The sequence below is a fragment of the Achromobacter sp. GbtcB20 genome (assembly GCF_019091095.1).
Classification (GTDB): domain Bacteria; phylum Pseudomonadota; class Gammaproteobacteria; order Burkholderiales; family Burkholderiaceae_B; genus Achromobacter; species Achromobacter mucicolens.
The window spans coordinates 114,073-135,455 of sequence record NZ_JAGXJZ010000011.1 but is presented as its reverse complement, the minus strand read 5'-3'; the positions used below and the strand labels follow the sequence as shown (position 1 = coordinate 135,455).

General features: G+C 66.2%; 18 protein-coding genes. 9 read left to right on the top strand and 9 right to left on the bottom strand.

Features of this window, described 5'->3' with window-relative positions; genetic code table 11:
• Positions 1 to 129: 129 nt before the first annotated feature.
• From KVT32_RS16105 to KVT32_RS16085, 5 genes are all read left to right on the top strand, one after another.
• Positions 130 to 1,428, top strand: a complete 1,299-nt coding sequence (locus KVT32_RS16105; protein WP_056323468.1) for an imelysin family protein — start codon at positions 130 to 132, stop codon at positions 1,426 to 1,428.
• Positions 1,425 to 2,942, top strand: coding sequence for a di-heme oxidoredictase family protein (locus KVT32_RS16100; RefSeq protein WP_217618500.1), 1,518 nt, complete (start codon positions 1,425 to 1,427; stop codon positions 2,940 to 2,942). Before KVT32_RS16105 ends, KVT32_RS16100 begins: the two co-directional genes overlap by 4 nt.
• Positions 2,942 to 4,042 carry an imelysin family protein gene (locus KVT32_RS16095; RefSeq protein ID WP_152385014.1) on the top strand — a complete coding sequence of 367 codons (1,101 nt, stop codon included), beginning with the start codon at positions 2,942 to 2,944 and terminating at the stop codon, positions 4,040 to 4,042. Before KVT32_RS16100 ends, KVT32_RS16095 begins: the two co-directional genes overlap by 1 nt.
• A complete protein-coding gene (locus KVT32_RS16090; protein WP_175155999.1) occupies positions 4,032 to 5,141 on the top strand; it encodes a DUF1513 domain-containing protein in 1,110 nt (369 codons plus the stop codon). The genes KVT32_RS16095 and KVT32_RS16090 overlap by 11 nt, the downstream gene beginning before the upstream one ends.
• Positions 5,142 to 5,289: 148 nt before the next feature.
• Positions 5,290 to 6,126, top strand: a complete 837-nt coding sequence (locus KVT32_RS16085; RefSeq protein WP_056323479.1) for a mechanosensitive ion channel family protein — start codon at positions 5,290 to 5,292, stop codon at positions 6,124 to 6,126.
• A 117-nt stretch (positions 6,127 to 6,243) separates the two neighbouring features.
• On the opposite strand, the gene KVT32_RS16080 is transcribed toward KVT32_RS16085, so the two are convergent.
• Complete coding sequence (locus KVT32_RS16080) at positions 6,244 to 7,005, bottom strand: IclR family transcriptional regulator (protein WP_056323481.1); 762 nt, start codon at positions 7,003 to 7,005, stop codon at positions 6,244 to 6,246.
• Between the two features lie 161 nt (positions 7,006 to 7,166).
• Here KVT32_RS16080 and KVT32_RS16075 point away from each other — a divergent pair, with 161 nt between their 5' ends.
• On the top strand, positions 7,167 to 8,156 hold the full coding sequence (locus KVT32_RS16075; RefSeq protein WP_056323484.1) for a tripartite tricarboxylate transporter substrate binding protein: 990 nt from the start codon (positions 7,167 to 7,169) through the stop codon (positions 8,154 to 8,156).
• A gap of 119 nt (positions 8,157 to 8,275) precedes the next feature.
• Here the strand turns inward: KVT32_RS16075 and KVT32_RS16070 are convergent, their stop codons facing one another.
• Complete coding sequence (locus KVT32_RS16070) at positions 8,276 to 9,052, bottom strand: RNA methyltransferase (RefSeq protein ID WP_217618499.1); 777 nt, start codon at positions 9,050 to 9,052, stop codon at positions 8,276 to 8,278.
• 129 nt (positions 9,053 to 9,181) lie between these two features.
• On the opposite strand from KVT32_RS16070, the gene KVT32_RS16065 reads away from it, so the two are divergent.
• Positions 9,182 to 9,967 carry an inositol monophosphatase family protein gene (locus KVT32_RS16065; RefSeq protein WP_056323489.1) on the top strand — a complete coding sequence of 262 codons (786 nt, stop codon included), beginning with the start codon at positions 9,182 to 9,184 and terminating at the stop codon, positions 9,965 to 9,967.
• A gap of 61 nt (positions 9,968 to 10,028) precedes the next feature.
• On the opposite strand, the gene KVT32_RS16060 is transcribed toward KVT32_RS16065, so the two are convergent.
• The 7 genes from KVT32_RS16060 to KVT32_RS16030 all read right to left on the bottom strand — a co-directional run bounded on the left by KVT32_RS16060 (position 10,029) and on the right by KVT32_RS16030 (position 18,871).
• Positions 10,029 to 11,027: an FAD:protein FMN transferase gene (locus KVT32_RS16060; protein ID WP_217618498.1), complete on the bottom strand. Its 999-nt coding sequence runs from the start codon at positions 11,025 to 11,027 to the stop codon at positions 10,029 to 10,031.
• Positions 11,028 to 11,090: 63 nt separating this feature from the next.
• Positions 11,091 to 11,600 (bottom strand): nitrous oxide reductase accessory protein NosL, encoded by a 510-nt coding sequence (locus KVT32_RS16055; RefSeq protein WP_217618497.1) that lies wholly within the window; start codon positions 11,598 to 11,600, stop codon positions 11,091 to 11,093.
• A complete protein-coding gene (locus KVT32_RS16050; protein ID WP_217618496.1) occupies positions 11,597 to 12,427 on the bottom strand; it encodes an ABC transporter permease in 831 nt (276 codons plus the stop codon). Before KVT32_RS16050 ends, KVT32_RS16055 begins: the two co-directional genes overlap by 4 nt.
• The gene (locus KVT32_RS16045; protein ID WP_152385008.1) at positions 12,424 to 13,332 is read right to left on the bottom strand and encodes an ABC transporter ATP-binding protein; all 909 of its coding nucleotides are present in this window, start codon (positions 13,330 to 13,332) and stop codon (positions 12,424 to 12,426) included. The genes KVT32_RS16050 and KVT32_RS16045 overlap by 4 nt, the downstream gene beginning before the upstream one ends.
• The gene (locus KVT32_RS16040) at positions 13,329 to 14,642 is read right to left on the bottom strand and encodes a nitrous oxide reductase family maturation protein NosD (RefSeq protein WP_152385007.1); all 1,314 of its coding nucleotides are present in this window, start codon (positions 14,640 to 14,642) and stop codon (positions 13,329 to 13,331) included. The genes KVT32_RS16045 and KVT32_RS16040 overlap by 4 nt, the downstream gene beginning before the upstream one ends.
• 6 nt (positions 14,643 to 14,648) lie before the next feature.
• Entirely contained in the window at positions 14,649 to 16,565 is a 1,917-nt protein-coding gene (nosZ, locus tag KVT32_RS16035) for a TAT-dependent nitrous-oxide reductase (protein ID WP_056323503.1), read from the bottom strand.
• 53 nt (positions 16,566 to 16,618) lie between these two features.
• The gene (locus KVT32_RS16030; protein ID WP_152385006.1) at positions 16,619 to 18,871 is read right to left on the bottom strand and encodes a NosR/NirI family protein; all 2,253 of its coding nucleotides are present in this window, start codon (positions 18,869 to 18,871) and stop codon (positions 16,619 to 16,621) included.
• Positions 18,872 to 19,138: 267 nt separating this feature from the next.
• Here KVT32_RS16030 and azu point away from each other — a divergent pair, with 267 nt between their 5' ends.
• Together azu and KVT32_RS16020 are read left to right on the top strand one after the other, a co-directional pair.
• On the top strand, positions 19,139 to 19,588 hold the full coding sequence (gene azu / locus KVT32_RS16025; RefSeq protein WP_056323506.1) for an azurin: 450 nt from the start codon (positions 19,139 to 19,141) through the stop codon (positions 19,586 to 19,588).
• 204 nt (positions 19,589 to 19,792) lie between these two features.
• Entirely contained in the window at positions 19,793 to 21,379 is a 1,587-nt protein-coding gene (locus KVT32_RS16020; RefSeq protein ID WP_062839210.1) for a TerC family protein, read from the top strand.
• Positions 21,380 to 21,383 lie beyond the last annotated feature (4 nt).

The following is a 21,383-nucleotide window of genomic DNA, read 5'->3' as shown; positions in this document are numbered from 1 at the left end:
TCAAAAAGTTGTCAGCTATCTGAACAGGGCCTGAATAACAAACGAAAATTGTTTACACTCGCATCCACAAAATTCAAGCCGGAACGGTTCGCCGCGGGGGCGAGCCGTCCGGATGACGGGAGAGATTCGATGCGCAAGTTGCTTTTGGGGGCGGTGCTGGCTGCTGCGGTGTATGGCGGAACGGCAATGGCCGCCGTCGAACCCAAGGCCGTGGTCGCCACGTACTCCGATCTGGCGCTGGCCGGCTACGAGGATTCGCTGACGGCAGCCAAGAAGCTGCGCGAGGCCATCAATGCGCTGGTCGCCAAGCCCAGCGCCGACACCCTGAAGGCCGCGCGCGAAGCGTGGATCGTGGCGCGCGTGCCCTACCAGCAGACCGAGGCCTACCGTTTCGGTAATCCCATCGTCGATGACTGGGAAGGCCGCGTGAACGCATGGCCGCTGGATGAAGGCCTGATCGACTATGTCGACGCGTCTTACGGCACCGAAAACGACGAGAACGCCTTCTACGCCGTCAACGTCATCGCCAATTCCAAGATCTCGGTGGGCGGCAAGACGGTCGACGTCAGCAAGATCACGCCCGAACTGCTGTCCGAAGTGCTGCACGAGGCTGACGGCAACGAAGCCAACGTGGCTACGGGTTATCACGCGATCGAATTCCTGCTGTGGGGCCAGGACCTGAACGGCACCGGCGCCGCGCCCAAGGATCGCAAGGGCACGCCGCAGGAGCGCCATTCCGGCAACCGCCCGCACACCGACTTCGATCCCAAGCAGTGCACCGGCGGCCACTGCGAACGCCGCATCGAATTCCTGAAGGCCGTGACGGACCTGCTGGTGACCGACCTGGAAGAAATGGTGGGCAACTGGAAGAAGGACGGCGCCGCGCGCAAGGCCGTAGAAGAGGATCCGAAGGCGGGCCTGATCGCCATGCTGACCGGGCTGGGCAGCCTGTCGTACGGCGAACTGGCGGGCGAGCGCATGAAGCTGGGCCTGATGCTGCACGATCCCGAGGAAGAGCACGATTGCTTCTCGGACAACACGCACAACTCGCACTATTACGACCAGATCGGCATCCGCAATGTCTATCTGGGTTCGTACACCCGCATCGACGGCAAGACCGTGTCGGGCGCGAGCCTGTCGGAACTGGTCAAGGCCAAGGATCCCAAGCTGGACGCCGAGGTGCGCGCCAAGCTGGACGCCACGGTCGCGGCCATGCAGGCCATGAAGACCCGCGCCGAGACGGTCGAGACCTATGACCAGATGATCGCGGACGGCAACAAGGAGGGCAACGCGGTGGTGCAGGCAGCCATCGACAGCCTGGTGGCGCAGACGCGCAGCCTGGAGCGCGTGATTACGTTGCTGGAACTGGGCAAGGTTGCCATCGAAGGTTCCGACAGCCTGGACAAACCTGACGCCGTATTCAAGTGAAACTCGTATTAGCCGCCGTACTGGCGGCGTCGGCCCATGCCGGCGCCGCCGCCGCGCCCGCCGCCTCCGGCGGGCGTGACGACCTGACGCCCGAAGACCAGAAGCGCGTCACCGCCATCACGGCGCCCACGCAGGATTTCTCGAAGATCGAAACGTTCGAGACCATGCAGGCGGGCGCCGCCACCACCAACAAGCTCATCAACGCCGACATCTTTTCGCAGCCGTCGGCCAACATAAGCTTTGAAGGCCGCCAGGAATTCCAGGTCGGCAACGGCCTGTTCCGCAAGGACTGGGTGTCCGCGCCCGCGTCCACGCAGGCGTCCGACGGGCTGGGACCGCTCTTCAATGCGCGCTCCTGTCAGGCCTGTCACACCAAGGACGGCCGCGGCACGGTGCCGGGCTTCGATCCGCTGGAACGCACCGACGCCGTCGCCTTGCTGCTGCGCCTGGCCGTGCCGCACGGCGCGGACCGGGGACATCCCAAGCTGGGCGCCAGCGAGATCGCGGCCTTGCCGGAACCCGTCTACGGCGTGCAGCTTCAGAATTTCGCGGTCGCGGGCCTGCCCGCCGAGGGCCGCATGGAGATCGAGTACGAACCCGTGCCGGTCGCGCTGCGCGGCGGCGAGACCGCCACGCTGATGAAGCCCACCTACCGCATCGAGAACCTGGGCTACGGGCCCATGCGCGCGGACACGCAGATCTCGCCGCGGCTGGCGCCGCCGATGATCGGCCTGGGCCTGCTGGAATCGATCCACGAGGCCGACATCCTGGCGAACATCGGCGCGGACAAGCGCGACGGCATCGTCGGCAAGGCCAACTGGGTCACCGACGCGCGCACCGGCGCGCGGGCGCTAGGCCGCTTCAACCTGAAAGCCGGACAGCCGACGGTCGAGCAGCAAAGCGCCGCGGCGTTCTCCAATGACATGGGCCTGTCCACGCCGATGTTCCCCAAGCATTCCGGCGACTGCACCGCCGCGCAGCCGCAATGCCTGGACATGCCGCATGGCGCGCAGCCGCGCTTCGGCCCGGAGGAAGTGCCGGCCAAGCTGATGGACTTCATCACCACCTATTCGACGAACCTGGCGGTGCCGCAGCGGCGCGATGCGGACGACGCGCGCGTGCTGGCCGGCAAGAAACTCTTCTATGAGGCCAATTGTGTGGCCTGCCACGTGCCCAAGTACGTGACCAGCCGCAATGCCAAGCAGCCGGAACACCGCTTCCAGCTCATCTGGCCGTACACCGACATGCTGGTGCACGACATGGGCGACGACCTTGCCGACGGCGTGAGCGACGGCATGGCCACCGGCCGAGAATGGCGCACGCCGCCGCTGTGGGGCATCGGCCTGACCAAGACCGTCAATCCCAACGCCACCTGGCTGCATGACGGGCGCGCCCGCACGCTGCTGGAAGCCGTGCTGTGGCACGGCGGCGCGGCTAAGCCCGCGCGCGACCGCGTCGTGAACATGACGCCCGACGAACGCGCGGACCTGATCCGCTTCCTGGAGTCGCTGTGATGGCCCGTTCTGTCCGCCTTCCGTTCAAGCGCGCCGCGGCCGTGGCGCTGATGCTGGCGGCACCGCTGTCTGCGCCGATTGCCGCGCAGGCCGCCTTGCCCGCCGACCTGGGTGAACGCCTGGCGCGCGATTACGCGCGGCCCGCGGTGGCCAAGATGACGGATGCCGCCGCGGCCCTGGAAGGGGCGCTGGGCGGCTGGTGCTCCAAGCCTGACGCGGCAGGCGCCAAGCGCGTCGGCGATGCCTTCGGCACGCTGGCGCACGCGTGGTCCGGTGTCGAGATCCTGCGCTTCGGCCCGCTGGTGCAGGCCAACCGCTTCGAACGGCTGGCGTTCTGGCCCGATACGCGTGGCGTGATGCCCCGCCAGGTGCAGGCGCTGATCGCGGCCCAGGACGACGCGCTGCTCCAGCCCGGCGCGCTGGCCGGACGCAGCGTGGCGGTGCAAGGCCTGCCCGCGCTGGAATATGTGCTCTATGGCGAACCGGATCTGCTCAAGCAGACCGGCGCGCCTGGTTTTGCCTACGCCTGCGGCTATGCCACGGCCATCGCGTCCAACGTGGCGAGCATCTCGCGCGATGTGGGCGAGGCCTGGAGCCCGCAGGGCGCGTTCGGCCGCCAGTTCGCCGCGCCCAAGCCGGGCAACGACCTGTACCGCAGTTCGCAGGAGGTGGCGGCCGAGGCCATGAAGGCCTTGTCGACCGGCCTGCAGTTCGCGCGCGACGTCAAGATCGTACCGGTGCTGGGCGATTCGCCGCAGGCCGCTCGGCCCAAGCGGGCGGCGTTCTGGCGCAGCAATCTGTCGACCAGCCTCTTGGCCGCCAACGTGGATGCGCTCAAGGCGTTCTATGTGGCGGGCGCGTACCCGCTGCCGGCGGGCGAGGGCTGGATGGATGCGTCGGTGCGGAGCGAGTTGTCCAGCGCGGCGCAGACGCTGCGCGAGGTGCCGGTGCCGCTGGATGCGGCGCTGGCCAGTGAAGAGGGACGCCGTCTGCTCATGCTGGCATCGCTGACGCTCAAGAACGCCAAGGCCATCGTTGACGAGAACCTGGCGCCTGCGCTGGGCGTGACCATTGGGTTCAATGCGCTCGATGGTGATTGACCGGCGCCGGTTCCTGGCGCTGGCCGCCGCGCTGGGCTTGCCGCCCGCCGCCGCGCGCGCCGCAATGCCAGCCGATGGCGGGCCGCTGTACCTGACCGCGCGCAAGCGCGGCGGGCGCGACGAGGCCGTGGTGCTGGACGAGACCGGCCGCGACCGCCTGGCCATCCCGATGCCTGCCCGCGGGCACAGTTTTGCGATCGATGGCGCCGCTGGGCGCGCGGTCGTGTTCGGCCGCCAGCCGGGCTTTTTCGCGCTGGGGTTTTCGCTGACCGGAGGCGAGCCGGTGGCGCTGGCGCTGCCCGACGACCGTCACTTCTTCGGCCACGGCGCGTTCGTGCAAGGCGGGCGGCTTCTGGCCGCCACGGAAAACGACTTCGAGGCCGGGCGCGGCGTGCTGGGTCTGTACGACGCCACGCCGGGCGGCGATTACCGGCGCGTGGGCGAGTTCGACGCCGGCGGCATCGGTCCGCACGAAGTCGTGCTGCTGCCTGACGGCAAGACGCTATGCGTGGCCAATGGCGGCATCCTGACGCATCCAGACTACGGCAAGCTGGAATTGAACCTGGACACCATGCGGCCGTCGCTCGCGTATATCGACGCGGCCACCGGCCAGCTGCTGGAAAAGGTGGAGCTCGCGCCATCGCTGCATCGGCTGTCGATCCGGCATCTTGCGCAGGCGGCCGATGGCGCGGTGTGGTTCGGTTGCCAATACATGGGGCCGGCGGCCGACCGGCCCGCGCTGGTCGGACGGCACCGCCGCGGCGCGGCGCTTGAACTGTTCGAAGGACCGCCCGAGACGCTGCGCAACATGCGCAACTACGTCGGCTCCGTCGCGGTCGATGCCGCAGGCGGCATCGTGGCCACGTCCAGCCCGGTTGGCGGGCAGGTGATCTACTGGGATGCCGCCAGCGGCAAATGCCTGGGGACCACCGCGCTTGCCGACGGCTGCGGCGTCGCGCCCGCCGCGCAAGACGGCTTTCTGGTCACGAGCGGTTTGGGCGCGATGATCCGCACCGACGCTCAAGGCAGGGAAAAGCCGGTCCTGCCGCCGTCGCGCGATGTCTCCTGGGACAACCACTTTCGCATCGTGCCTGCGTAACGCGGCTTTGCCTGCCGGCGCCGGAAGACCTATGCTGCAGGTCGGTTCTCTTTACAAAGCCTGACACTCCCGCCAGGCGCCGCGCCGTTTTGCGCAAGCCGCTTCTGATACATTCTTCCGTCGATTTTTTTTCGCAGGAGGTTCCTCCATGGATGAGGCCGTAAAAGAGTTCTATCTGTGGGCGCCCAGGCTGATGGACATGGGCATCAATCTGCTGGTTGCCTTGCTTATCCTGGGCATCGGCTGGTGGGTGTCTTCGTTGCTGGGCGGTTGGGTCCGCCGGGCCGCCACGCGGTCGCCCAAGATCGATCCCACGATCGTTCCCATGTTCTCCACGACCGTGATCTGGGCGGTACGCATCTTCACGGTGATCGCGGTGCTGGCGCGCTTTGGCGTGCAGACGGCCAGCCTGATCGCGGTGCTGGGCGCCGCCGGTCTTGCCGTCGGCCTGGCCTTGCAGGGCACGCTGCAGAACATCGCGGCCGGCATCATGCTGCTGATCCTGCGTCCCATCCGCGCCGGCGAATACATCGCCCTCAGTTCGGGCGCCGACGGCACGGTCGAGGAGGTGGGCCTGTTTCTCACGCGTCTCGTGCAGGGCGATGGCATTCATCTCACGCTGCCCAACAGCACGGTATGGAACGCCACCATCACCAACTACAGCCGCAACAAGACGCGCCGTCTGGATATCCCCGTGCCGGTGCGTTATGGCGACGATCTGGATGCGGTGGTCGCCAAGCTGCAGCAGATCGTGGATGCGCGTCCCGATGCGTTGAAGGATCCGGCGCCTCAGGTCAAGGTGTTCGACTACAAGGAAAACGGCGTCACCGTGAACGTGCGCGTGTGGGCCGAGTCGGGCAAGTACTGGGAATTGCGCTGGAGCCTGTACCAGGAAATCCGCCGCGCGCTCGAAGAGGCCGGTTTCCAGGCCCCGATCCCGCTGCGCGAGATCCAGAATCCCAAAACCGGCGCCGCGGCTTCCTGAACGAGGCGCGCAGGGCGTCAGGCATGAAAATGGGAGCCTCGCGGGGCTCCCATTTTTTTTACGTCTCGGCTTCGTGGCTTTTTTCATTGCATGAATGCGACGCGGCCGATCCCCGGTTCAGGCCGGCATTGCCAGCCGGGCCAGTTCCGTCTTGATCCAGCCTGCGATCTCGCGCTGGCGCTGCGCGGGCATGCGGTCGATGATGGCCGTGACGCTGACCGCCAACAGGGGCGCGCCCTGCGCGTCCAGCAGCGCGCAACCCACGCCCAGGGCGCCGCGTACCGCATGGTTGCCCACCACGGAATAGCCGCGCGCACGGGTGTTTTCTATGAGGCGGAACATCTCTTGCGGCGTCATGCCGCCGTACTCGTCCAGCCTGCCGGAGTTGCGCTCGACGATGCCGCGCGCCACGTCGTCGGGCAGGGCCGCCAGCAGCGCCATGCCGCCCGATCCCACGCCCAGCGGCTGGCGCTTGCCCGCGTACGTGGCCAGGATCTGTACGGGATAGCTGCCGATCTCGCGATGCAGGCTGATGGAATCGTCTTCTTCGCGCACCACCAGGAACACGGCGTCGCCGGTGCGGTCGGCCAGGCGGCGCAGCACGGGCAGCAGCTGGCGCACGCGCGGGTCGCGCGAACGCGTGTCCGGGTCCACGGCGAGCTGAGCGCGGTACTTCTTGGTGCCCGTGACCGGCAACACCAGGCCGGCGTCCAGCAGCGCTGCCAGCAACCGATAGATGGTGGGACGCTGAATGCCGGTCAACCGGGCAATGTCGGTCACGCTCAGGCCGTCCGGGCCTTGGTCACGCAGGGCGGCCAGCACGGCCAACCCACGGCGTAGCGTGCGTGGGCCGGCGGACGCGGCATCGCTGTCTTGCATGCAAATCTCTGAAAACTAAGGGTTATCAACGAACGGACGAGGGAAAACCATTGTCCGTAGGGTGGACTCTACCTTGATGCCATCCGCATGTATAGCGCAGAATGCGTTCATCCAATAATTCAAATCGTCCATCTAATGGACAGTACCTGCACGGAGACACTATGACTACAGGTCACAAGCCTGGCATGCGGCGTCTGGCCGCCACCCTTCTGGCCACCGCCGCAAGCGCATTTGCAATGGGTTCCGCCCACGCTGCCTATCCCGACAAGCCCGTCCGTATCGTGGTCGGTTTCTCGGCCGGCGGCACCACCGACGTGATCGCCCGGATCATGGCCAAGGAACTGACCGAGTCCCTCGGCCAGTCGTTCGTGGTTGAAAACAAGCCGGGCGCCGGCAGCAATATCGCCACCGACCAGGTCATGCGCGCCACGCCCGACGGCTACACGCTGCTGTTCGTGGCGGTGACCAGCGCGATCAACCAGACCCTGTACAAGAACGTTTCGTTCGACCTGACGAAGGACTTCGCACCGGTCGCCCTGGGCGCCAAGGTGCCGAACATCCTGGTGGTCAATCCCCAGGTGCCGGTCAAGTCCGTGAAGGAATTGGTCGACTACGCCAAGAAGAACCCGGGCAAGCTGGCTTTCGCCTCGTCCGGCAGCGGCACCTCCATCCACATGGCGGGCGAGCTGTTCAAGATGAAGGCGGGCATCGACGTCCTGCACGTGCCGTACAAGGGCAGCGCCCCGGCCATGACCGACCTGATCGGCGGCCAGGTGCAATTCATGTTCGACAACATGCCGTCGGCCTGGCCGCACGCCCAGTCGGGCAAGCTGAACGCGCTGGCCGTGACCACCCGTGAGCGCTCCAAGAGCGCGCCGGACCTGCCGACCATGCAGGAATCGGGCTTTGCGGACTTCGACGTGTCGTCCTGGTTCGGCCTGCTGGCCCCGGCCGGCACGCCGCCGGAAGTGATCAACAAGCTCAACGCCGCCATGCAGCAGGCGCTGGACAAGCCCTCTGTGCAGACCAGCTTTGAAAAGCTGGGCGCCGTGGGCGTGAAGACCACGCCGGCCGAATTCGGCCAGTTCATCAAGTCGGAAGTCGACGGCTGGGCCCCCGTGGTCAAGGCCTCGGGCGCCAAGGTGGACTGATCGGCATGTCCGCCGGCGATCTGCCGGCGGACGGGCCAAACAAGAAGGGACGGGCAATGCCCGTCCCTTTTGTATTCGTGCGTTTGGCAATGCCGTTGCCGGCCTGCCGGTTTCGGCCGCTATTTCTTCTTGGCCGCGTTCAGCATCGCCGTGCAGACGCCACGCATCATGTCCACCTCGTCGCGGGTGAGCGACAGGCGCGAATACAGATGGCGCATGCGCGGCATCAGCTTCTTGGGGTGGGCGGGGTCCAGGAATTGCACGCCGACCAACGCTTCTTCCCAGTGGGCAAGAAAGGCCTGCACCGCCTCGCTGGAAGCCGGAGCCGCGCCGCGCGAGGGCTCCTGGGCGGTCGAGCGGGGCAGCAGCTCGGCTCCTTGGTCCACCAGCAGGGCGTAACGCAGCTCCCAGGCGGCCAATTGCAGCGCCTGGGCAACGTTCAGCGAGCTGTACTCGGGATTGGCCGGGATATGGCAGATACGGTGGCACAGCGCGATCTGCGCGTTCGTCAGGCCGGCGCGCTCGGTGCCCAGCACCACGGCGGCCACGCCCTCGGCCGTGTCCGCCAGATGCGCGCAGGCCAGGTCGGCCGCCTGCCGGATGTCGCAAGGCGGAGGGCCCAGGTCCCGGACCCGGGCAGTCAGCGCAAACGCCAGCGTGACGGGCGCCAGGGCTTCTTCCAGCGTCGGATAGATGCGGGCGTTTTCAAGCACGTCCAGCGCGCCGCTGGCCAGCGCCACGGCCTCCGGCTGACTTGTTACATCCGGGAATTTGGGGTCCACCAGGACCAGTTCCGAGAAGCCCATTGTCTTGATTGCGCGGGCCGCGGAACCGACGTTTCCGGGGTGGCTGGGGTTCACCATTACGAAGCGAACACGTGAAAATGCTTGAGTCATTTAAAATGGCACGTTTGGCTTCGTGCCTTCCTGGTTTTTTGGGTCGATTTCCCCGTGGGGGCGACGGCGCGGCGGGGGGCGGCAAGCGGCCTATCATCAAGCCAACTCATCGCATACGTACGGAATTTTATGCACCCGATGCTCAACATCGCCATCAAGGCGGCCCGGCGTGCCGGCACCATTATCAACCGTGCCAGCATGGATTTGGAACGACTCAGCGTGGCTCGCAAGGGTCCGCGCGATTATGTCACGGAAGTCGATCGGGCCGCCGAAGAGTCCATCGTCGAAACGCTGCACGCGGCCTATCCGGACCACGCCGTTCTAGGCGAGGAGTTCGGCCTGCAGGGTCCTGACCAGGCGGAATTCCAATGGATCATCGATCCGCTGGACGGCACCACGAACTTCATCCACGGCCTGCCCAACTATGCCGTGTCGATCGCGCTGACGCAGCGCGGGCAGGTCACGCAAGCGGTCATCTATGATCCCTCGCGCAACGAACTCTTCACGGCCAGCCGCGGCAGCGGCACGTTCCTGAACGACCGCCGCGTGCGCGTGTCGGGCCGTACCCGCTACCACGATGCGCTCTTGGGCGCGCACTGGCCCAACGCCGGCGACCCCGAACAGGGTTCGCAGCGTTTCCGCCAGATGGCCGAAGGCGCCACGGGCGTGCGCCGCCTGGGTTCCACCGTGCTGGATCTGGCCTACGTGGCCACCGGCCGCCTGGACGGTTTCTGCGGCGTGGGTCTGAAGCCCTGGGACCTGGCTGCGGGCAGCTTGATGGTCCTGGAAGCCGGCGGCCTGGTCGCCGATTTCGACGGCGAACAAGGCTGGATGGACAGCGGCAACGTGCTGGCCGCCAGCCCCAAGATCTTCACGCAGATGCTTGCCACGCTGAACCCGCCGTCTGCCGCCTGATCGGCGCGGCGCAATGAAAAACCGGCCCTCGTGGCCGGTTTTCTTTTATCAGACGGGTGGATCAGGCGTCGCCGGTCTGCGTAATCAATTGCCCGTCGGGCAGCACCATCCACGCTTGCACACCCAGGCGTCGCACCAGCTGCGCGGTGCGATCTAGCGGCATGTTCGAGAACGCGGTCGACAACGCATCGGCCGCGGTTGCCGTGGACGCCATGACCGACACGCTGCGGTACAGCGGCCGCGCCTGGCCGCTGTGCGGATCGAAGAGATGCGAATACCGCCCCTCGGCGTCGAACGGCGTGCCGTAGCCGCCGGACGTGGCAAGCGCCTGGTTGCTGACCGGCACCTGCGTCAGGATCTGGTCCGGTGACAACGGGTCGGCCAGCCCGACGCGCCAGCCCGTTGCGCCGGCCGATTCATCCAGGCCGCGGATTTCGCCCATATCGACCAGCGCGCGCTCCAGCCCGGCATGGCGAAGCAGGTCCGTCACACGGTCCGTGATGTAGCCCTGGGCGATGCCGTTCAGCGTAAGCGCCATGCCTGGCTGCAGGCGGATGCGTTGCGGGTCGACCTCGATGCCTTGGTAAGACACGCGCTGCAGGGCCGCGGCAATGTCGGCCTTCGCCGGCCCGGCCGCCGATGCCCCCGGCCGCGCGAAGTGATCGGCGTACACACGCCACAACGGCTGCACGGAGGGATCGAAGAGGCCGCCGGTCAGTTCGGCGTAGTGCTGGCTTTCGCTCAGCAGCCGGACAAGATCGGACGGCGGATCGGCCAGATACCCCTGGCGGTTCAGGACCGACAGCGCGCTGTCGTCGCGATACAGGCTGAATACCCCTTCCAGCCGCCGAAGTTCTTGCCGCGCCTGTTCGATCAGCCGTTCGGCCGCCTGGCGGTCGGGATGGTACAGCCGCAGTTCCGCATCGGCGCCCAGCGCCACGCCTTGCCAGCGCGTGGGGGCGATGGCCGCTTGCGCGCGGCGCCATAAGCTGGGGGCGAGGGCCAGCGCGGATGACGCGGCGACGATACCGAGGAAGCGGCGGCGGGTGGGACGGTTCATGGCGTTATCTACTGAAAGGGCGCGAGGGGCAGGGAGGCTTCGAGGCAGGGCGGCGGCCGATCGCTATTGGGCAAACACGTAGTCCTCGGGCACGTCGGCAAAGCGCACGACGCGGCCGCCGTGGGCCTGGGCGAAGGCAATCGCCCGGGTTTGATCCGAAAACGGCATGGCGTCTTCGGCGCCCATGCCGCCAAGAAAGCTGGAACCAATGACATAGAACGCCTCGCGGGCGTCCACCCAGGCTTTCGGGTCGGCGGCGCCGTCGGGCCCCGCGGCCGCCATGTCGTTGACGTAGATAGCGGCAAGCCCCTTGGGTTCCTCGGGCAGCCGGGTGTAGGCAAAGACCTGTTTGATCGAAGAGAACCACACCGGCGCCGCGCGGCCCTTGACGAATATCTGGCCTTTCGGCCCCGCATGGTCCTTGAGCATCATCCCGCAGTAGTGGCCGACGGCGTCGGCGGACACCGCCTGGGGCGCGGGCGGCGGCGCGGCGGGTTCGTCGCCGCCGCAGGCTGAAATCGCCAGCATGATGGCCGAGAAGGCCGTTATTGCGGCCCAACGTTGCAGCGTCATAGTTGTTTCCTCCGGAAGCAGAAGGCCGCCAGAAGGAACGGCACCGCGATCCACAGCAATTGCGCCGCCACCAGCAACGGCACGGGCATCTGGGCCTGGTCGCTGACGCCCGCCATGCCGGCGTACATGGAGATGTTCTCGAAGCCCGTCAGGTTCAGCAGGCGGTACACGTCGGACGGGTTGGCCAGCAGCAGCGCGTTGAGCATGCCCGGCGTGACGTGACGGCCCTGGTCCGCCGCCAGCACGCCCAGCAGGCCCATGTCGTAGATGACGACAAAGAACAGCCACACGCCCAGCGCGATGCCCGCCGCCGTCGCGCGTTCTCGCACCAGCGTGCTGATGAGGTAGCCCATCGCCAGAAAGCTCGCGCCCAGCAGCACGCTGGCCCCGATCAGCATGGCAAAGGGCCGCCACGCGCCGGCATCCATGCCGCCATAGACCCATTGCAGCGCCAGTCCTGCCGACCCGTAGCCCGCGCCGGTGGCAATGGCCAGGATGGCCAGGTGGCCGATGAACTTGCCCATGATGACCTGCCATCGCGACACCGGATAGCTGAGCAGCAGGGCCATGGTGCCGCGGTCGACCTCGCCGACGATCGCGTCATAGGCCAGCAGCATGGCGATGAGCGGCACCAGCAAGATGGAAAGACTGGACAGGCTGACCACCGTCACGGTCAGGGGATCGACCTTGACTGCGCCAGTGGGAGCGCTGCCCAAGAGGCCCAGCGCCAGTGCCAACGCGGCCAGGAGGACAGAGGTGGCAAGGACCCAGCGGTTGCGCAGGCCGTCGCGGATTTCCTTGCCGATGATTGTGCTTACGGCGTTCATGCGTCTTCCCGTTCAAGCAGGTGGGCGTAGATGTCGTCCAGCCCGGGAACCTGGATGTCCAGGTCGCCGATGGGCGCCCGGATGGCGCCGATGCTGCGGATGGCCTCGACTTTGTCCGATTCGTGGCACAGCCGCTCATAGCGGCCGGCCTCGATCTGCCGCCAGGCCGAGGAGGGCGGCGGGGCGGCCGCATCGTCCGGCCCAAGCGTCACGCTGATGCGGATCGGCAGGCCGGTATCGCGCCGCAACGCGGACATGCCGCCGTCGGCGATCTTCACGCCCGCCTTCATGACGACGATGCGGTCGGCATGGCCAGCCAGTTCCGACAAGGCGTGCGTGCTGAGCAGGATGGTCGCGCCGCTGGCGCGCAATTCATGCACGATCTCGTAGAACTTGAGCCGCGACGCGGGGTCCAGACCGGTGGTGGGCTCGTCGAACAGCAGGATGCGCGGTTCGCCCAGCAGCGCCTGCGCCAGCGCCAGCCGTTGGCGCATGCCTTTGGAATAGCCGCCCACGCGGCGGTGCGCCGCGCCGGAAATGCCCACCTTTTCAAGCAGTTCCGCGTTGCGCTTCAGTGGTTGGCGCTTCAGGCGCGCATAGAACGCCAGGGTTTCGGCGCCCGTCATCGCGGGATGCAGCGCCACGGTTTCAGGCAGGTAGCCGATCCGGTCCCGCAGTCGCGCGGCAGCCGGGCTGTGCGCGTCCTGGCCAAACAGCGTGACGCGCCCGTGCGTGGGGCGGATCAGGCCCAGGATCAGCTTGATCAGCGTGCTTTTGCCTGCGCCGTTGTGACCGGCCAGCGCCACGCATTCGCCTTCGCGCAGGTCCAGGTCCAGGACGCTGATGGCCCGGTGGTCGCCATAGTGTTTGCTGACGCCCGAAAGCGTCACCAGTGGAGTGCTCATTGGATGTCCTCGGCGCGTTTCGCGCCGGTTTTTGCGCCGCGCGGCCTGGCGGGCTTCATCAGCGGCGCGCTATCGATCACGCCGCCCGGCAGGATCGCGGGAAACTGCGATTGCGCCCAGCGCACCACCGAGATGGCGGGGCTGTTGAGCAGGATGCGCGCGGCCGGGGCGCGCCACAGCAGCTGGTCCACCACGTCGTTAGGGCGGTAGGCCGTGTCGGCGATGCCGTCGCCGTCCAGGTCGAAGGCGGTGTTGTCGCTCCAGTAGTTGCCGCGGCCACCGTCCGACCATTCCATCACCCGCGTGCCCACGTACTTGACCTGGTTGCGGTTGTTGATGAAGGCGTTGCCCGAGATGCGGTTGCCTTCGGAGCCCGCGGTGAAATGGATGCCGATGCCGCAGTTGGAAAAATGGTTGTCCGCAAAGCGGTTCTTGTTGGCGTTGTAGATGAACACGCACTTGGCCGAGCCATCGACGGTGTTGCCCGAGATGTCCGAGTCGTTGGCGTAGTTCATCATCAGGCCCTGCTCGACGTTGTTCACGGCCTCGTTGCCGGTGACGATCAGGCGGTGCGAATACATGATGGCAAAGCCGATGTCGTTGCCGGTGGACACGTTGCCGCTGATCTCGCTGTCGTTCGTGTACATGTAGTGCACGCCGTAGCGCAGGTCGTGGAAGCGGTTGCCGGTGAAGCGGTTCTGCTTGCTGGTGTTCACGAAGATGCCGTCGCGGCCGGCGGAAATGTCGTTGTCCACCACCGCGCTGCCGGGCGTGTTCCACAGGGACACCCCGTTGCCACGCTCGGCCACGCGCAGTTCCTGGTTGCCCACGATGCGGTTGCCCCGCACCATCGCATCCTGCGGACCCCACACATACACGCCGAACAGGTTGTCCAGGATGTCGTTGTGTTCCACCACGGCGCGATGCGCGGTGCGGTCCAGGAAGATGCCCGCGTCCATGGCGGGCAGATCCAGCCCCGAGCGCGTGACGGTCAGATGGCGCAACGATACGTCCGCGGCCTTGACCCACAGCGTGCGTCCTTGGCGCGTGCCGGCGATGATGGCGGATCGGTCCTGCGGTCCTTCAAGGGTGAGCGGCTTGTCGATGACGACGGCGCCCGCGTAGGACCCCGGCGCCAGACGCAGCGTGTCGCCCGGTTGCGCCTCGGCGACGGCCTGCGCCAGGTCCGCGCCCGCCGCCACGTCCAGCGTGGCGGCCGCGGCGGCCCCGTGCAGGGCCGGGCCGAAGCCGGCCAGCACGATGCCGGCCGCGGCCCATGCCGCGAGTCGCAAGGTTGCGATGGCAGCCATGGATCGTTACGCGGACTTCTTGGGGTGCACGATCATCTGGCCGGACATTTCCATGTGCAGCGCGTGGCAGAACCACTGGCAGTAGTACCAGTAGATGCCTGGGCGGTCTGCCTTGAACGTCACGGACGACGTGGCCTGGGGTCCGATTTCCATTGCGATGCCGTGGCCTTCCAGCGTGAAGCCGTGCGTCAGGTCTTCGATCACTTCCATGTTGGTCACGAACACCGTGACTTCGTCGCCCTGGTTGACCTCGAACTGCTTCAGGCTGAACATGGGCGCGACCGCCATCATGTACACGCGCACCTTGTTGCCGTCGCGCACCACCTTGGCGGCGTCCTCCAGCGACACGCCGTCCTTCTTGGCGATCTGGCGGGCGTCTTCCCACATGGGGTCGTCGCGCTTCCAGACGCTGATCGGGTTGATCTTGGAGCGGTGCACCAGGCACATGTCGTGCGGCTCGGCAAAGCTGGGGCCGTCATGCACAAGCTTCATTTCGTCGCCGGAAATGTCGATGAGCTGGTCGTTCTCGGGCTTGAGCGGGCCCACGTTCAGGAACCGGTCCTTGGAGAACTTGTTCAGCGACACCAGCCACTTGCCGTCGGCTTCCTTGGTTTCGCCCATGGTCGAGTGGTTGTGGCCGGGCTGGTAGTGCACGTCCAGCTTCTGGATGATCGGGTCGACCTTTTCGCCCTTGTAGGCGCGCTTGGCCTTGTCGATGTTCCACTTGACCATCTGGCTGTCGATGAACAGCGTGGTGTAGGCATTGCCGCGGCCGTCGAACGCGGTGTGCAGCGGGCCCAGGCCAAGCTGCGGTTCGGCCACGACGCAGTCGCGCGGCTTGATCTTGTCGGCGAACAGATCGTCCAGCTTGCGCACGTCGATCACCGTCACGGTGGGCGACAGCTTGCCGTTCAGCATGAGGTGGATGCCGTCGGGCGCGGCGTTGCAGCCGTGGGGCGAGTTGGGCACCGGGATGTAGCGCGTGTACTTGGAACCGTGCCGGCCATCGACGACCGGCACGCCGCCCATCGTCTTGAAGTCGCCGTCCTTGACGGCCTGCTCGATGCGCTTGATGTTGAAGACCACGACCCAGTCCTGCTCGTTGGCCGACATCTCTTCGACGGTGACGCCTTTCTCGGAGTTGTAGCAGGTGGCAAACGAATACTTGCCCTGGTAGTCGGCATCGCCGTTGTCCAGGTTGCCGTCGACCAGCACCTGCCACGCCACCTTCATGGTGTCGCCGTCCAGCGCCGTGTAGACGGAGAAGAAGTTCTTCTTCGGGTCGTCCAGCACCTTGCCGTCGTTGGGCAGGGGAATGATGTGCTCGCCGTTGGCAAACACGTAACCGGTGCGCGGATAGCGCTGCGGACGCAGGCCGTGCACGCCCGATACGTTGGGCAGCTCGGTGATCTTGTCGGTCTTCATCACGTCAAGGCGGATGCGCGCGACGCGGTTGTTGGCCTTGTCGTTGATGAAGAGGTAGCGGCCGTCGTAGGTCTGGTCGGTGAACGACAGGTGCGGGTGGTGGGCGTCGCCGTTGGGGAACACGCCGCCCTTGTCCTTCAGGAACTCGCGGGTTTCGGGCGTGAGGCCGTCGGTCAGGATCTTGCGGCTTTCGTTGGTGCGGCCCCAGCCCGTGGCGCTGCATTGATTGAAGACGGGGATGCGCACCAGTTCGCGCATCGACGGCAGGCCCAGCACGCGGACTTCGCCCGACTGGCCGCTGGAGTTGAACGCGTAGTATTCGTCCAGTTCACCCGGCGCGACGTGCCCGAGCACGCCGCCGTTGCCGGACTTGGCGTCCTTGCCGTGCGCGGTGGACATCTGCGCCCCGGCAACGAGGCCGGCCGCGCCGGTGATGGCTGCGGTGCCCAGGAAGCTGCGGCGGGTAAGGCCGGCTTTTTCGGGGGTCTTGTCGGACATGGATAACTCCTAGGTAGTGGCGGCGCGGTGCGCCGCGGTACGAAAATCGTGTTTCACGATTCCGGGTTGGGGCGATTCGCCGGGGTGGGGCTGGGCATGCGGTGCAGAACGACTTCGTGCACCGCCGGCTCCGGGGGCGGCGCCGGGCGCCGTTCGCGCTTGGCCTGCTTCTGGATCAGGTGAGGGCACTTCTGCTTGTGGTGGTACAGCATCTGGCAATGCAGGCACTGGATGCACTCGTTCGGGTTGATTTCGCCGGAGGGGTCGATGGCCTGGACGGGGCATTCGATGTTGCAGCGCTGACAGGGGTTGCCGCAGTCGCGGTAGCGCTTGAGCCAGTTGAAGATGCGCAGCCGGGCGGGGATGGCCAGGGCGGCGCCCAGCGGGCACAGGTAGCGGCAGAAGAAGCGCTCGATGAACAGGCCCGCGACAAGCAGCGCCACGGCGAACAGCACGAAGGGCCAATGACGCACGAAGTGCAGGATGATCGCGGTCTTGAAGGGCTCGACTTCGGCGAGCTGCTCGGCGACCGCCAGGTCATACAGCGAGAAGCCGAAAAGCAGTAGGAAGATCACATACTTGAACGTGGACAGCCGCTGCGCCACACCGTGGCGGATCTTCAGCTGACGCACGCCCAGCCGCCGCGCGATGCGGTTGGTCAGTTCCTGCAGCGCGCCAAACGGGCACAGCCAGCCGCAGAACGCGCCGCGGTTCCAGAACACCATGGAGATGGCGGTGGCGCACCACAGGATGAACACCAGCGGGTCCATCAGGAAGTATTCCCAGCGGAAATCGGTGCGCAGGGCAGAGAAGAACGTCAGCACGTTCACGATAGACAGCTGCGCCTGGCCGTACCAGCCGATCCAGAACAGCGCGAAGGCAAGGAACGCCAGGCGCAGGCGGTCGTGCAGCAGCGGGCGCGACGTGAGCTGGTCCTGGAAGAAGAAGATGCCGACGAGCACCGTCAGGGCAACGGTCAGGATGGCGATCTGGCCGGCCTTGCCCTGCCAGATCTGCTTCCACAGCGCGGGCGCGGAATCGGCCTCGGGCGCGGTCGCGGGCGAAGCTTGCGCCGGGCTGGGCGCGGAGGCGGCCGGGGGCGCGACGGAGCGGGTGTAGGCCTGGGGCAGTTCGTAGGGCAGATCGAACGTGACAAATGCCTTGTCCGACACGCTGAGCACGCGCTGCACCATCAGTTGCAGGCGCCACGGCTTGACTGGGTCGAGGGACGCGTCTTCAGGCACCACAAAGAGGGCGACTTCGCGCAGCGCCGGCGCGCCCTTGGCGTTGACGTCGGCCAGACGCTGGTGGTTGCGGTCGCGAAAGCGAAAGGCGCTTTCGTCCTGGATGACTTCGATGCGGTCGAAGATGCCGCCGCGCACGTAGCCCGATCCCTTGAAGGAATACAGGCCGTTGCCCGCCACCAGCACGGCCTGCTGGCCGGGCTTCAAGCGTTCTTTCAGGCGCTGCCAGCCGATGTCGCCCAGCAGGCTGCGGCCGATGGACGGCGCGCTGACCAGCGCCGCATACAGATCGATGAAGGTGTCGTCGGGGCCGCCTTCGCCGTGTTCGGCGGCGTCTTTGCGGCCGGATCGCAGGAACGCCCGATTGACGTCGTCGGGCGTCAGGCGCAGGTTCTTCACGGCGCCCGCGTCGAGCAGTTCCTGCCAGCTCTGCACCGTGTCCTTGTCCTCGTCCAGGACGCGCGTGGCGGCCGGTTGCGCCGCCGGGCGCGCCGCGCCGGACTTGTCGATGCCGTGCGCGCGCGCCACCGCGATGGCCGATCGGGTGATGGTGTCGCCGATCACCATCAGCGTGACGGTGGCGCCGCTGACGATGTCCACGGGCGGCGGCGCGCCGTGGCGGGGCGGGGACTCGACGAAGTTCAGGCCGACGTAGCCCTGGATGAAGTGGTCGACCTTGGACTGGGGAATGCCGATCAGCACGATGGGCTCGTGGTGCTCGACGAGCTTTGCGCCCATGATGCGGCCGTTGTCCGAAAGCCCCACCAGCACGTCGATCGGCTTGCTGGAGTATCCGCGGGTGTTGACTACGTCGGTGGTGAGATAGACCAGACCCAGTTGTTTGCCGCCCGCATAGACGCGGGCGACGGCGGGCTTGCCTTCGACGGGCCCGGTGCGGTCGGCGCCGGGAAAGATATCGGTGATGGGCGTGGCGGCCAGGAATTCAGGCAGGCGTTGCGCCTGCGCCGCTGGCGCCAGGAACAGACAGGAAAGCCAAAATGCAATCAACGCGGCTTGAACGTATCGTGCGACCCGGTGGTGAACTTCGGTACTGCCGCGCATGCTGAACTCTATTCGTCGTGTTTGCTTACAGGCATCCTACGAACATGCACCCGGCACCGGATTGCGGTTTGTCAATTTGGCCCTTTGAATGCTTAATAGCCCTACGAAATGTAGGGGAAGTTCCTTAGTTTTGGGGGGTATGCGGGGTAGGGCTTGATGGATGTCAAGCGATCGATGGGAAGGCGGTCCTACACTGGTCCGCGGCGGCAACGGCGTCTGCATATGGCTGGCGTACGTGCATCGACCGCTGTGTCATCGGAGAATTTCATGCTGGCAAAAGCCACCCTCGCCATCCTTCTTTCCGCCACCAGCCTGCCCGTGCTGGCCGCGCAATGTGAAGCCACCGTCGAAAGCAACGACGCCATGCAGTTCAACGTCAAGGAAATCGTCGTCGACAAGAGCTGCAAGGAATTCACGGTCACCCTCAAGCACGTCGGCAAGATGGCCAAGGTCGCCATGGGCCACAACTGGGTGCTCACCAAGGAAGCCGACAAGCAGGGCGTCGCCACCGACGGAATGGGCGCCGGCCTCGCACAGGATTACGTCAAGGCGGGCGACACCCGCGTCATCGCCCACACCAAGGTCATCGGCGGCGGCGAATCCGACTCCGTCAAGATCGACGTCTCCAAGCTCGCCGCGGGCGAAAACTACGCATTCTTCTGCTCCTTCCCCGGCCACTGGGCCATGATGAAGGGCACGCTGAAAGTCGGCGGCTGATACGCCGACGGGTCTGTTGAGACAAGCAAGAGCCGGCCGGGGGGCCGGCTTTTTCATTGCCGGGCCGCTCCGTTCAGGCGCTTGCAAGCCTTAGTCCTTTCGGGCCAAAGCCTCTGTCCATCAGGCTTACGGAGGGGATACGTCACCGGCATGTCACGGATTTTCCATGTACGATTACCGGTCGTGTAACTTCTGGAGCTCCTGATGGAGTGGCTGCTGGACCCCGCTGCGTGGGTCGGCTTGCTTACCCTGGTCGTCCTAGAGATCGTCCTGGGCATTGATAACCTGATTTTCATCGCCATCCTGGCGGACAAGCTGCCGCCCGCGCAGCGCGATCGCGCACGCATCATGGGCCTGAGCCTCGCGCTGATCATGCGCCTGGGCCTGCTGTCCGTCATGTCCTGGCTGGTCACCCTGACCACCCCGCTGTTCAATATTGGTCCCCTGTCGCCCTCGGGGCGCGACCTGATCCTGATGGTGGGCGGCCTGTTCCTGTTGTTCAAAGGCACCATGGAACTGCACGAGCGCCTGGAAGGCAGCGGGCACGCTGGCGCTTCCGGCCCGCGCGTCTATGCCAGCTTCTGGGTGATCGTCACGCAGATCGTGGTGCTGGATGCGGTGTTCTCGCTGGACTCGGTCATTACCGCCGTCGGCATGGTGGATCACCTGGCCATCATGATGATCGCGGTCATCATCGCCATCGGCATCATGCTGATCGCGTCCAAGCCGCTGACGCGCTTTGTCAACGCCCACCCCACGGTGGTGGTGCTGTGCCTGGGCTTTTTGCTGATGATCGGCTTTTCGCTCCTGGCCGAAGCCTTCGGCTTCAAGGTGCCCAAGGGGTATTTGTACGCGGCCATCGGCTTTTCGGTCGCCATCGAGGCGCTGAACCAGGTCGCCCGCCGCAATCTGCTCAAGCTGGATGCGCGCCGTCCGATGCGCGAACGCACGGCGTCGGCCGTGCTGCGCATGCTGGGCAAGCGGCCGCCCGCCAGCGACGAACCCGATCTGCCGCACGCCGACGGCCCGTCCGTCCAGGCGTTCGGGGTCGAGGAACGCAACATGGTCAGCGGGGTACTGACCCTGGCCGAGCGCTCCATCCGGTCCATCATGACGCCGCGCACCGACGTGTCCTGGATCAACATCGACGACGATCCCGAGAACATCCGCCGCCAGCTCACCGAGGCGCCCCACAGCTTTTTCCCGGTGTGCCGCGGCTCGTTCGACGAAGTGCTGGGCATCGGCCGCGCCAAGGACCTGATCGCCGACCTGATCACCGAGGGCAGGGTGCGCCGCAACCGCCTGCGCGATCCCATCATCGTGCACGAGTCGATCGGCATCCTGCGTCTCATGGACACCCTCAAGCGCTCGCGCGGCCAGCTCGTGCTGGTGGCCGACGAATTCGGCGCCATCGAAGGCTTGGTGACGCCCATCGACGTCTTCGAGGCCATTGCCGGCGAATTCCCCGACGAGGACGAACTGCCCGACATCGTGGCGGATGGCGAAAACACCTGGAAGATCGATGGGGCGGCCGACCTGCACCACGTCGAACAGGTGCTGGAAACCGAAGGCCTGGTCGACGACGCCCAGGACTTCTCCACGCTTGCGGGCTACCTGCTCTCGCGCTTCGGACATCTGCCCAAGCCGGGCGACGTCTGCGAATACCAGATCCACCACCAGCATTTCCGTTTCGAAGTCCTGGAAATGGACGGCCGCCGCATCGCGCTCGTGCGCGTCGAAAAGCGCCCGCAAGAGCATTTCCCTGACGAATCCTCCCTAGCCAACGACTAACAGA